Raw genomic sequence first — 12066 nt, forward strand, 5'->3', positions numbered from 1 at the left:
CCCATGAGAATTGTTTCAGCTAGGGAATTTCGGGGCAAACAGAAGGATTATCTTGATCTTGCCGAGAAAGAGCGGGTAATCATTCACCGGGGACACTATGACGATAAGTAGCGTTCGCGATACAGTGGCGGCTTGCGTTCGCAATGAATAAAAACGCCGCTCCGATAATCCGAAACGGCGTTTTTCTCACACTAACATTAAGCGTTATAGCTTGGATCAAATTCCACGATCCATTCGATACCATATTTATCTCTGAACATACCAGCATATGTGCCCCAGGGACTTTCGTCGATGGGTCCTTCAATAGTTCCTCCTGCTGACAGTCCGTTGAAAATTTGCTCTGCTTCTTCGCGGCTTTCTGCACTGATGGATATTTTGGACCTGTTTTCACTCTCGCTTACCCGTCCCATAAATTCCGGCACATCATTGGCAATCAATACATTGTGATTTCCTAAGGGCAGAACAATGGTCATTATTTTATTTGCCTCGTTTTCTGGTATCGGAAATTCATCGCTTGCCAGGTCTTTGAAACGGACGATCTTTGTGAAATCACCGCCAAAAACGGATTTGTAGAAATTGAATGCTTCTTCCGCATTTCCATTGAAGTTGATCCAGGGATTGATTGTTCTCATAATTTGGTTAAATTTTTAGTTGTTTCTCACGATATTTCAGCATCGTGCCGGCATGGTTGGCAGAGAAGCTGTTTGCTATACTACTGCAATAAAGCAGATATAGGCATTACAAAGGTGAAACTAAGTCTTGGACCCGACCCTGTGCAAATGCGACAATATAGGGGGTAAATGCCGCCAAATGTTTAAAATTTTAGCTTGGAGATGATGGAATGCGGCACCTAACCTTCCTATCATCAAGCAAACATGCACCGGCCTGGATTATATTAATGCAATAAAAAGAAACATAACCTTAGAAATGAATACGTACTATTTGCCTGATGACCTCTTAGATAATTCTGCGGCGGGGCCGGACGAGGTTGTTATTCGGTATTACAGTGCTAATCGGGATTCTGTGAAAAACAGGATCGTGTTGAATCAAAACATGATCAATTTACCGGCGGAAATCCGATTGCTTCGAATTGAAGAACTGTTACTTTACCTATTCCAGTCCGATCCTGAAAGATTTCACGCGATCGAAATTCTTACCCGCGACAAACAGCAATTGCAAATCAGAAAAGTTGTCGAAAGCCAGATCGGTCAACCGACTACTGTGGACGACCTGGCGTTTCTATGCCACATGAGCACCTCGACATTCAAGAGGAAGTTCAGTGAAATTTATCAAACCTCCCCACAGAAATGGCTGCTTGCCCGCAGGCTGGAATTGGCGGCAGATTTGCTTAGGTCATTCGATGAAAGTCCCTCGGGCATTTACATGAAAGTGGGCTATCAGAACCATTCCAGTTTTTCAGAAGCATTCCGAAACCACTTTGGAAGCACGCCGAGCGATTTCCAGCAAAAGCATTTGAACGTTAGGCCATAGTTCTTGGCCGTCTATCCTTAACTTCCCCGCAGACCGCAGCATTACTTTTGAGTCATCAAAAAAACATAGCATTTATGGAAACAATGACCGAAAAGAACAAGGCAGTAGTAAGCCGCTTTAATCACGAAGTGATTGGCGCAGGTAATCTCGAAAGTTTTGAAGAAATCATGGACGAGCAGTTCGTGAACCGCTCTGCACCCGAAGGCATGAGCAATGGCGCGGATGGCATGCTTTACTTTTTTAATGAAATTCTACGTCCCGCGATGCCAGACGTTCATGTTACGATCCATGAGCAGGTTTCCGAAGGGGATTTAGTTACCACACGCAAAACCATCGGCGGAACGCACACCGGCACTTTCCTGGGCATTCCTGCAACCGGGCGGGCAGTTAACATCGATGTGATTGATATCGTCAGGGTTAAGAACGGCAAGTATTTTGAACATTGGGGCATCACTTCGCTGCCGGAAGTATTGGCTCAATTACAAAATTGATGCGCTTGCTGCAATAGCGCATTGGTTGAAATAGAAGTCCCGCGCCGTGCTGGTTTATGTACTGCGCGGGACTTTTGTATTTGAAAATGCTTCGTGCCTCAGTTAAAGCTCGCCCTGAATTCCAGAGGGGAAAAGTTTGTCTTTGATTTAAATAACTTATTGAAAGACTGCGGATGCTCAAAGCCGAGCTGGTAGGCGATTTCCCCTACGGTCAGATCACTGAATGTCAACACTTCCTTTGCTTTTTCGATCAGCTTGTTGTGGATGTGCTGCTGCGTATTCTGGCCGGTCAGTGCGCGGAGCATATCGCCCAGGTAGCGGGGCGAAACGTGTAGTTCGTCGGAAAGATACTGCACGCTCGGCAGCCCTTTCAGCAGGGCGGTTTCGTCATCGAAATAGTTATTCAGCAATTGATCCAGCTTTTCCAGCAATGCATTGTTGATCGAATTGCGGGTAATGAACTGGCGTTTGTAAAACCGCTGACTGTAATTCAGCATCAGCTCCAACTGCGAAATCAGCACATCCTGGCTCAGGTCGTCTATCGCCGTTTCGAGCTCGTCGCCGATGTTGCTGGCAATGCCCTCGATGATCAACTTTTCTTTGTCCGACAAATGCAGCGACTCGGTTACCGAGTAGGAAAAAAAGCCATAATGCTTCATTTTGGCGTCCAGCGGATAGTTTCGTAGAAAATCGGGATGGATCAGCAATGTAAATCCCAGGGTCGTTTCGGCCACTTCAATGCCCGTCAGCGGCTGGCCGGGCGAGGAGAAAAACATTCCGCCTTCCTGAAAGTCGTAGGTTGTTTGCCCATATCGCATCCGGCATCCTGCCGATTCGTTGTAGGTAATGTTATAAAAATCCATCGAAAAAGTTTCGGCCAGCATTTCGGCCGTGATCCGCACCTTATTAAAATCGAGCAAGCTGATCAGCGGGTGCAATGGTTGTGGAAGGCCGAATGCGCGCTGCATTTCAGAAATGGAGTGATAAACGCGCGGTTTGAGATGTTCCCTTTTCATAATCACATAATGGGCTGCCGGCGCAAATCGTTCCAGCCTGCGCCGGCAGACCGTTTGTTTTTAAATAGCAGCTAACAATTGTCTGATCCCGTCCCGAAACGCCTCGTCGCCCTTAGCCAGGCGCAGCGCATACCATTCTTTGGCATCGTCGCCGCACACATACCGCAATGTGTCGGTCCCATCAGTTGCTGCGCCGTACACCACTTCGGCAATTTGTTCGGAAGTCGTCGCGGCTTTGTCGGTTGCCAGCATCGCCGTGAATTTGTTTATCAATGATTCATAAGCCGGGTGCGTGGCAAACACCGACTTCGCACCGATTTCCGTCGCCACCAATCCGGGTTCAATGGTTTTAATCCCGATTCCAAACTCACTGAGCTCATACGACAAGCTTTCCGCCCAGCCTTCCAGCGCAAATTTACTGGCATCGTACATCGAGCTTACCGGAAAGGCCATCAGCCCTGCCGATGAGCCGGTAGTAATAAAAAGTCCCGCTTTCCGCTCGCGGAAATAGGGGAGAAATGCCTGCGTCACCCGCACTACACCGAAGAAATTGGTTTCCATTTGTTGAACCAGCTGCTCGTCGGTCATCGCTTCCAATGCGCCAAACAATCCATAACCTGCATTATTAAATACCACATCAATATTACCCAAAGCCAGCGCCTGCTGCGTGATTTCACGGATTTGCCCCGTGTTGGTCACATCGAGGGGCATCACGGTTACATTATTCAGCGCATTGAGTTCTGTTTCATTTTCAGGCTTGCGCATGGTCGCGATCACCTTCCAGCCTTTGGCCGCAAACAATTTGGCCGTAGCCCTTCCGATACCTGTTGAAGCACCGGTAATAAAAATCGTCTTTGTCATTTGTCTTGCTTGTTTTTTTCGAGAGACAAATTTCCGTGGCTTGCGGCTGGGACTCGTAGTGGATGTGGAGATTGTTGTAGCCGAAATGGTCTTGCCAATAGCTGGATGCATATACGGAATGCACCCTCAATTTGGATACAACATTTCCTGTTTCGGCTACAAGCGCTGTGCTACGATCGCCGAATTTTGCCTTATAAAAATTTTAATGATATGCAGACAGAAAAAAAGAAAGTAGCACTGGTTACAGGAGCAAATACAGGCGTAGGATACCAGATCGCCAAATCACTTGCTGATGAAGGCTACACCGTTTACGTCGGTGCCAGAAACAAGGACAAAGGGGACGCTGCCGTTACCGGGATAGGCAAACAGTCAAAAGCTGTTCAACTAGATATTACCGATTCGCGGTCCATCGACGCAGCAGTAAAGAAAATTCAAAGCGAAGCCGGATACCTGACGCTGCTGGTCAATAACGCAGCAATCTCAAATGCAGGAAAGCCGGGACGCACTATGGAAGAGGTCCTTGGAGCCCAGCGCGCCAGTATTGCGCCTATCGATGAAATGAAAAAGGTCTGGGAAACGAATGTGTTTGGTACACTTGCCGTGACACAAGCCTTTTTACCTCTATTAAGGAAAGCAGACTCAGCACGGATTGTCACAGTGTCGAGCGCACTGGGTTCCCTTACTTTGAATGCCAATCCGGCTAACCCCTTCCGCTCTGCGTTCGACGCTGCTTATGGCGCATCCAAAACTGCACTCAATGGTATATTCCTTTCACTGGCGATCGATTTAGAGAGTGCAAATATCAAAGTTCACCTGGTAAGTCCGGGGTTTACGGCAACGGCTCTTAATAATTTCCAGGGAACCGATACGGTAGAGGAAGGATCCAGGGAGCCAATAAGGGTAGCCCTGGCAGAAGACCTTCCCACAGGAAGCTTCACAGGACCGGCTGCCTATGCGGGAGCAGACAACATTGTTCCGTGGTGACAGTAAAAGGTCAAAATCCCGTGGCTGAAAATAGTTACGGGATTTTGATACATTTATATGATGAAAAATAAGGAAGAAAAATTGATTCGGTTCATAACCATATCGGAAACACATGAGGCTTTCGGCTTGCCCAAGCCCCAACATCCGTTGATCAGCCTTGTCCATTTCAGCGAGCGCAACCCCTTTAATACAAGCATGGCGCCGATCTACGACTTGCTTAGCTTCTATAAGATCACTTTCATCACTGATAACAACGGAAGGCTAAAGTATGGAAGGAACTATTATGATTACGATGAAGGAAGCATGCTGTTCCTGGCGCCTAACCAATTAGTGGGCAGCACGGATTATAATAGCAGGACCTATTGTTACATCCTGCTCATACATCCCGATTTTTTACTGGGCCACCCTTTGGCAAGTAAGATCAGGCAATATGGCTATTTCGCATACTCAGCGAATGAAGCACTGCATTTATCCGACACAGAAAAGGAAAATATCCTTTCGATTTACAGGCACATGGAACAGGAACTCAACGGCCGTGTGGATGAATTCAGTCAGGAGCTCATGATCGCCCATATCGAATTGCTGTTGAGCTATGTTAACCGCTATTACAAGCGGCAGTTCATTACCCGCAAAGTGGTCAACGATGATATACTGTCGAAAACAGAAGCCATACTGGATAACTATTTGAACAGCCAGCAATCCCTGCATGACGGGGTTCCTACCGTTCAATTTCTCTCTGAAAAACTGAATCTTTCGCCAGGTTACCTAAGTGATATGCTCCGTTCGCTGATCGGGCAGAATGCCCAGCAGTACATCCATGAAAAATTAATCGAGAAAGCAAAAGAGCGGCTGACCACCACGCAGTTAAGCATGTCCGAAATTGCCTATGAGCTCGGTTTTGAACATTCGCAAAGTTTCAGCAAACTATTCAAAAACAAAACCAATCAATCTCCGATGGAGTTTAGGGCTTCGTTTATGTAATAAGATTCGCTCAAAGGCAGTAAAAGTGAGAATGGTAGAGGATTGATTTTATTAACTTTGCCACATGCTAAATAAAGAAAAAACTGGAATACCCGGACTGAATGAAGTTGACCTTCGACTTACAGGTTTTAAAGTTCATGCCCTTCCAGAATCAACAGAAGTCCCGGTCAAAGCTGGACGGCGCGACTTTTACAAAATGGGTTTGGTCAACGGCGACATGACCATAAATTATGGTGGCCAGCTATTGGACATCAAAGGAACCGCACTCTTTTTCGTTAACCCGCAAGTGCCGCACGCGCTCGTTCGTCGTATCAACCGTACCAGTGGTTACGCCTGTATCTTTACTGAAACCTTCCTTCATGGCCGGGAATTACAGGACTCTCCGCTTTTCAGGGTCGGCGAAAATCCAATTGTGAAGTTGAATGCAGAACAAGCCGCATTTATGACTGGCCTTTTCGAGAAAATGCTGTCAGTGTACGATGGCAACTATCTTTATAAGGGCAATCTGATCAAAAACTACATTGCGCTCATCATCCACGAGGCTCTTCGAATACAGCCCGCGCAGCGTGTCTCTACCTTCAAAAATGGCGAAAGCCGCCTTGCACACCTTTTCATTGACCTGCTCGAAAAGCAGTTCCCGATAGAACGCAGCGACGAACCGCTCCGTCTACGCAGTCCACAGGAATATGCAAGACATTTAAGTGTACATGTCAATTACCTGAACCGGTCTGTCAGGGAGACGACGGGAAAAACCACTTCGGTGCATATATCTGCACGGATTATTGCCGAAGCAAAAGCACTGTTGCAACATAGTGACTGGAGCGTCGCCGAGATCGCTTACGCGCTTGGGTTTGAGTACCCTGCCTATTTTAATAACTATTTCAAACGGCTGACAGGCAGCACGCCGAACGCTTTCCGCAAGGTTTGAAAATCATAGTTATTGGTTTGATATTGATTGGCTGTCAGCCCATCTGCGGTTTAATTTTGCCGTATCATTATTAAATCATTCAACAATGAAAATATTAGTAACAGGAGCGACAGGAAAAGTAGGGAGCCGTTTGGTGCCACGTCTGATAGCCAAAGGCTTTGATGTATCGATATTGGTCAGGGACGTGGCAAAGGCAGGCAGTCTGGTAGAACTCGGTGCGACACCCATAACCGGCGATCTATTTGAACCAGCGACCTTGCCAGCGGCGGTAGCTGGCATGGATGCCGTGATCCACCTTGCAGCGCTCTTCCGAACCCTTACAGATAATGAAGGTATCATCAAAACCAACCGCGAGGGAAGTATCGCACTAGCGCAAGCAGCACACGAAGCCGGTGTCAAACGATTTGTTTTTACCAGCACCTCTAATGTGTACGGTTCAGGTTACCACCGCCCCGCAAAAGAAGACGAACAAGTGGATATCAACGATCCGCGCGCTTACTCTTCCAGCAAGATCGCCGCAGAAAGGGAATTGATCGAGATGCAGCAAAACCAGAAATTTGACGTCCGTATTTTGCGTCTTGGCTTTGTTTACGGAGATAAAGATCCGCACATCGCTCAAATTATCCCATACATTAAAAAGTTGAACATGCATTCAGGTTCGCGGATGCACATGGTACATCACCTGGATGTTGCGCAAGCGCTGATCCTGATGCTCACCTTAGAAGGGTTGGATGGAGAGATCTTTAACGTAGCTGACGATGCACCAATCACTCTGTACGAACTAGCTGATTCGGTTGGAAAAGCGGCTGATACTTTTGGTGAAACAGAAGGCCCCCTTAACGATCCTTTCCAAGGTGTTCAGGATATTTCCAAACTTCGAAGGAGAACCGGCTTCCGGCCATTGGTGCCAACCTACTATGTAGCCCGCGATCTTGATATTTTGTAACCATAAAACAGTGCGCTCAATAGTCATAAAAAATTCGGATACCTTTTATCTGGATTTGGATACTTGCAGGTGTAGGCTGCTTCCTTAGTTTGTCTCATAAAATGATTCCAACTCACCGAATTACTCACCAAAAATCTGTGGAAAATTGAACATTTTGGCATAATCCGGAAAAGAAAAAAGCCTGCTAATCTGTTGATTTGCAGGCTTTTGATGCTTTTTGTTATTTCTTCAAGTGATCCCGCTGGGATTCGAACCCAGGACCCATACATTAAAAGTGTATTGCTCTACCAGCTGAGCTACGGAATCCTACTTTGTGATTTTACTGTTCACATTCAGTTTTTGCTTTCTTTGTAGAAGGGCCCAGGACCCATACATTAAAAGCGGACGCCGCGCGTTGTATTGCTCTACCAGCTGAGCTACGGAATCGATTTTGCAACTTTCTTTATTAATTGGATTTGCACGGGGCGTTTCCGTAATTGCGATGCAAAAGTAGAATTCAAAAAAGTATAATGCAAGCCCTGAGTAAGAAATACCTGTTCATTTGGATTTTTTTGGGAACTGTCATTGCCCCTGAAACAGCCTTTTCAGCCAATAAAAAAGAGTTAAAAACGGCTGATTCTCTGTTTGCTATGGCAAGATACCCCGAGTCACTTGTACTCTATAAAAAAAATTTTAGCGAAGACGAAAAAAACAACCAAAGCCTGCTGCTCAAACTGGCTTTCCTGGCCGAAAAGACAAATAACTACACCGATTGCCTTTTTTATCTCAGCAAACTCGCCCTCACAAACCCGTCCCGCCGCCTTTTTGAAAAAATGGATAAGCTGGCGGCTGAACAAAATCTAACCGGCTATGAATTCGACGATTACAACTATTTTATAATTTTTTATAGAAGATATGGTGATTACATTCCAATATTGCTTCTAACTTTGGGGACGTACATAGTGGTAATAATGGTTACAAAAGTTCGGAGAGGTGAGCCGATACTGCAAATACATAAGCTGTCAATTGTCGTGTATCTGCTTGTGTTACTGGGAATACTCAACGTGCCGTCGCTTTACCAGACCTGCATTATCATTAATGAAAATACGTTCCTGAGAGATGAGCCGTCATCGGCGGCTCCGGTTATAGATCGGGTAGGAAAGGGGCATAAGCTGACGATTGTCGGCTCTGTGGACCATTGGAACAGGGTTATATGGAACAACCGGATCGTGTATATACGTAAAAGTGACCTTTGGAATATTTGAGTGCAGTGCGGGTATCATTTTTGTAACGAGATAAGTTTATATATATTTAGGACAAATTTTTTTTTAAATTAACGATGTATGAAAAAGCCAATGAAACGTTTTTTACTATTGATCGCAGGAGTTGTAATGTTAGGGTTTGTGTCGTCTTGCAAAGAGGAAGGTCCTCACAAAGATGACATTGTGAAGTTCTCCGCAGTTATAAATAGTAGTGCTACTGTTCCAAAAGCTACTTCCGCTGGACAAGGCACAGGTGTTTTTGAATACAACAAAGCCACTATGGAGTTGAAATACAACATTAATTATCAAAATGTTACACCGACTTCTGTAAACATCCACACGGCAAGCCCATCTTGGGAAGCAGGTCCGTTGGTATTCACATTGGCTGATAAGCCAACGGGCAGCCAGGTTCAGGGAACACAGAAGCTGAATACTGAGCAACAAACACAATTGATCCTGGGAATGATGTATGTTAACATCCCGACCGCAAACAACATTTACGGTGAGATTCGCGGACAGATCCTGGCTGATAAAATCGAAGAATAAGGACTTTTAGGAGTTTTTAGCCATATAAAAGGCTTGCAGCGAACACTGCAAGCCTTTTTTTGTGATATAAGCTAAACATTATTTTTTCTTTTTCTTCTTCTTTGCCGTTTCGTACGCTTCAACTTCTTTCATAAGCGATTTCAGATCGTCGGTTGTGTCGGCGGTGAAGTCGATGGTTTGTGAATAATCCGTGGCGCTGATGTTGAGGACATCGATGGGTTTGTCGAGGTAGGTTTGAATTTCGTCAAGCATCGGTTTTTCCTCGGGGCTGCAAAATGACACGGCGCGGCCTTTTTGGGTTCCGCGTCCTGTGCGGCCCACCCGGTGTACATAGTTTTCGGCCTGTTCAGGGAGGTCGTAATTCACTACATAATCAACATTGGCGATGTCAATTCCCCTCGCGCTGACGTCAGTGGCGATCAGCACTTTGGTATTGCCTTTCTTGAATTCGTTCAATGCTGTAAGCCGGTCCGCTTGTTCCTTATCGCCGTGAATGGTTAAGCTGTTGATTTCCATTCTTTCCAGCGCATTGAAAACCCTTTCTGCGCGCACTTTTGTGCGGACAAAAACGAGGATCTTGCTATCCGGATTTTCTTTTATGACGCGTTCCAGGAAAAATCGCTTGTCATCCATTTCTACAAAAGCAACCGAATGGGTAATGTTCTTAGCAACCCTGTCGTTAGGAGAAATCTGGATGCGTATGGCATTTTTTACAAGCGAGTAAGCTAGTTTCTTGATCTTCTCATTGATCGTGGCTGAGAAAAAGAGCGTTTGCCTGCTCTTGGGAAGAAATTTAATCAGATCCTGAATGTCTTTAATAAAGCCCAGGTCGAGCATGTGATCAGCTTCGTCGAGGATCAGGATTTCGATGCGGTCGAGCTTAATGTGGCCCTGACTTACCAGATCGAACATTCTCCCCGGTGTGGAAACCAGCACGTCAATGCCTTTTTCCAATTGGGCGATTTGCGGACCTTGTTCTACGCCGCCAAAAACGCTGAATGCTTTAACCCTCGTATGCTGTGCCAGTTTCGCAAAAACTTCGGTGATCTGGATCGCAAGTTCCCGCGTAGGGACCATCACGACACATTTAATCCCTTCAGAGCGGCTGGAAACTTTTTGTTTATGTAATTTATCTATGACCGGAATCGCAAAGGCGGCGGTTTTACCCGTTCCCGTTTGCGCAATGGCCAATACATCCTCGCCTTTCATGATCGCCGGAATAGCCTTAAACTGAATGTCTGTGGGCTTTTTAAACCCGGCTGTATCGAGGCTGCGCTTGATTTCGGAGGCAATGTGGTAATCTTCGAATTTCATAAAATATAGATTGGTAAGGCGGCTTTTCTGGTTCGCCGCCTTCTAAAAACTGCCCAAAGATACGCTGTTATCCAAGACCGCACGATTAATTGTTGAAGGCTTCGGCAATCAGTTCTTTTTGGCGCTCGTTCAGGTTTTCGGGAATTTTTATATCAAATGTTACATACAGATCTCCGAAGCTTTCCGCTTTTTTGTAAACAGGAAAACCTTTTCCTTTTAATCTGACAACACTTCCATTCTGCGTTTCGGGCTTAACGGGAAGCTTAACTTTTCCGCTAAGGGTTTCGATGATCAGTTCACCGCCCAGCAATGCAGTTTTGAGGTCCAGCTCCACTTTCTGATGAATGTCGTCGCCGGTCCTTCTGAGCTTATCGTCGGCTGCAATGTTGAATGTAATAAAAAGGTCACCGTTCTGGCCGCCGCTGGCGCCCGGTCCGCCGTGGCCTGCGATTTTGATCGTCTGGCCGTTTTGAATGCCGGCGGGGACGGTAATCCGGATGTTTTTGCCGTTAACCGTGATCGTCTTCTTTTGCGTATGGTATGCTTCCTGTAATGTCAGGTGCAGCTCGGCCTGGTAATCCTGGCCACGCAATGTGCGCTGCCTGCCGCCTCCAAAGCCGCTTGAAGAACCGAACATGGATTCGAAAAAATCGGAAAAATCATTACCGCCTGTCTGCCACTGACCTTGCTGCCGTGACGAATGAGCCCGAGACTGGCGTGCCCTTTCAAACTCGTCACTATGCTGCCAGTCTTTTCCATACTGGTCGTATTTTTTGCGTTTCTCAGGATCGCTGAGCACTTCGTTCGCTTCATTAAGCTCCTGGAATTTCTTCTCGGCCTCCTTGTCATTCGGGTTTACGTCGGGGTGATATTTCCGGGCCAGTTTCCGGTAAGCGTTCTTTATGTCCTTGTCCTGTGCGTTTTTATCTACGCCAAGGATCTGATAATAATCTACGAATGGCATAATTAAAAAAGTTTAGATCGATTCAGGTTTGTTATTCATATTAAAAAAAAATTGCGCTCACGTCATTTGCGTTCGAGCATTTTCAAATACAGGTCTTCTACTTTTTTCCTTGCCCACGGCGTTTTCCTTAAAAACTTCAAACTGGATTTAACACTCGGCTCAAACTGAAAGCTATTAATATTAATGTGATAACCCATTTGTTCCCAGCCGTAATATTCAACCAGTTCGTTCAAAATTGCCTCCAGGGTCTTTCCGTGAAGCGGGTTATTAGGTTGTATTTCCATGTTTTGTAATAGAATGTTG

Annotated in this window: 14 protein-coding genes and 1 tRNA gene; 8 read left to right on the forward strand and 7 right to left on the reverse strand. The window is 45.9% G+C overall.

Annotated features, from left to right (window positions below):
* Nucleotides 1-197 precede the first annotated feature (197 nt).
* Nucleotides 198-632 carry a VOC family protein gene (locus G395_RS0127975; protein ID WP_026633009.1) on the reverse strand — a complete coding sequence of 145 codons (435 nt, stop codon included), beginning with the start codon at nucleotides 630-632 and terminating at the stop codon, nucleotides 198-200.
* 295 nt (nucleotides 633-927) lie between these two features.
* Here G395_RS0127975 and G395_RS30805 point away from each other — a divergent pair, with 295 nt between their 5' ends.
* A complete protein-coding gene (locus G395_RS30805) occupies nucleotides 928-1491 on the forward strand; it encodes a helix-turn-helix domain-containing protein (protein WP_051350457.1) in 564 nt (187 codons plus the stop codon).
* 74 nt (nucleotides 1492-1565) lie between these two features.
* Entirely contained in the window at nucleotides 1566-1982 is a 417-nt protein-coding gene (locus G395_RS0127985) for an ester cyclase (protein WP_035362242.1), read from the forward strand.
* Between the two features lie 98 nt (nucleotides 1983-2080).
* On the opposite strand, the gene G395_RS0127990 is transcribed toward G395_RS0127985, so the two are convergent.
* Both G395_RS0127990 and G395_RS0127995 read right to left on the reverse strand, forming a co-directional pair.
* Complete coding sequence (locus G395_RS0127990; protein ID WP_026633011.1) at nucleotides 2081-2998, reverse strand: helix-turn-helix domain-containing protein; 918 nt, start codon at nucleotides 2996-2998, stop codon at nucleotides 2081-2083.
* A 60-nt stretch (nucleotides 2999-3058) separates the two neighbouring features.
* Nucleotides 3059-3859, reverse strand: a complete 801-nt coding sequence (locus G395_RS0127995; RefSeq protein WP_026633012.1) for an SDR family oxidoreductase — start codon at nucleotides 3857-3859, stop codon at nucleotides 3059-3061.
* A 210-nt stretch (nucleotides 3860-4069) separates the two neighbouring features.
* Here G395_RS0127995 and G395_RS0128000 point away from each other — a divergent pair, with 210 nt between their 5' ends.
* The 4 genes from G395_RS0128000 to G395_RS0128015 all read left to right on the forward strand — a co-directional run bounded on the left by G395_RS0128000 (nucleotide 4070) and on the right by G395_RS0128015 (nucleotide 7698).
* Nucleotides 4070-4843, forward strand: coding sequence for an SDR family NAD(P)-dependent oxidoreductase (locus G395_RS0128000; RefSeq protein ID WP_026633013.1), 774 nt, complete (start codon nucleotides 4070-4072; stop codon nucleotides 4841-4843).
* Nucleotides 4844-4900: 57 nt separating this feature from the next.
* Nucleotides 4901-5824, forward strand: coding sequence for a helix-turn-helix domain-containing protein (locus tag G395_RS0128005; protein ID WP_310588944.1), 924 nt, complete (start codon nucleotides 4901-4903; stop codon nucleotides 5822-5824).
* A 64-nt stretch (nucleotides 5825-5888) separates the two neighbouring features.
* The gene (locus tag G395_RS0128010; protein ID WP_026633015.1) at nucleotides 5889-6752 is read left to right on the forward strand and encodes a helix-turn-helix domain-containing protein; all 864 of its coding nucleotides are present in this window, start codon (nucleotides 5889-5891) and stop codon (nucleotides 6750-6752) included.
* A gap of 85 nt (nucleotides 6753-6837) precedes the next feature.
* Nucleotides 6838-7698 (forward strand): NAD-dependent epimerase/dehydratase family protein, encoded by an 861-nt coding sequence (locus tag G395_RS0128015; RefSeq protein ID WP_026633016.1) that lies wholly within the window; start codon nucleotides 6838-6840, stop codon nucleotides 7696-7698.
* Between the two features lie 233 nt (nucleotides 7699-7931).
* Here G395_RS0128015 and G395_RS0128020 read toward each other — a convergent pair.
* Nucleotides 7932-8004: transfer RNA gene (locus tag G395_RS0128020), tRNA-Lys, on the reverse strand.
* A gap of 203 nt (nucleotides 8005-8207) precedes the next feature.
* On the opposite strand from G395_RS0128020, the gene G395_RS0128025 reads away from it, so the two are divergent.
* Both G395_RS0128025 and G395_RS0128030 read left to right on the forward strand, forming a co-directional pair.
* Nucleotides 8208-8942: an SH3 domain-containing protein gene (locus tag G395_RS0128025; RefSeq protein WP_026633017.1), complete on the forward strand. Its 735-nt coding sequence runs from the start codon at nucleotides 8208-8210 to the stop codon at nucleotides 8940-8942.
* A 78-nt stretch (nucleotides 8943-9020) separates the two neighbouring features.
* Complete coding sequence (locus tag G395_RS0128030) at nucleotides 9021-9485, forward strand: CHRD domain-containing protein (RefSeq protein ID WP_026633018.1); 465 nt, start codon at nucleotides 9021-9023, stop codon at nucleotides 9483-9485.
* 78 nt (nucleotides 9486-9563) lie between these two features.
* Here the strand turns inward: G395_RS0128030 and G395_RS0128035 are convergent, their stop codons facing one another.
* From G395_RS0128035 to G395_RS0128045, 3 genes are all read right to left on the reverse strand, one after another.
* Nucleotides 9564-10799 carry a DEAD/DEAH box helicase gene (locus tag G395_RS0128035; RefSeq protein ID WP_026633019.1) on the reverse strand — a complete coding sequence of 412 codons (1236 nt, stop codon included), beginning with the start codon at nucleotides 10797-10799 and terminating at the stop codon, nucleotides 9564-9566.
* A gap of 85 nt (nucleotides 10800-10884) precedes the next feature.
* Entirely contained in the window at nucleotides 10885-11763 is an 879-nt protein-coding gene (locus G395_RS0128040) for a DnaJ C-terminal domain-containing protein (protein WP_026633020.1), read from the reverse strand.
* 62 nt (nucleotides 11764-11825) lie between these two features.
* Nucleotides 11826-12047, reverse strand: a complete 222-nt coding sequence (locus G395_RS0128045) for a VF530 family protein (RefSeq protein ID WP_026633021.1) — start codon at nucleotides 12045-12047, stop codon at nucleotides 11826-11828.
* Nucleotides 12048-12066: the final 19 nt, after the last annotated feature.

It is taken from the genome of Dyadobacter alkalitolerans DSM 23607, from assembly GCF_000428845.1.
Classification (GTDB): domain Bacteria; phylum Bacteroidota; class Bacteroidia; order Cytophagales; family Spirosomataceae; genus Dyadobacter; species Dyadobacter alkalitolerans.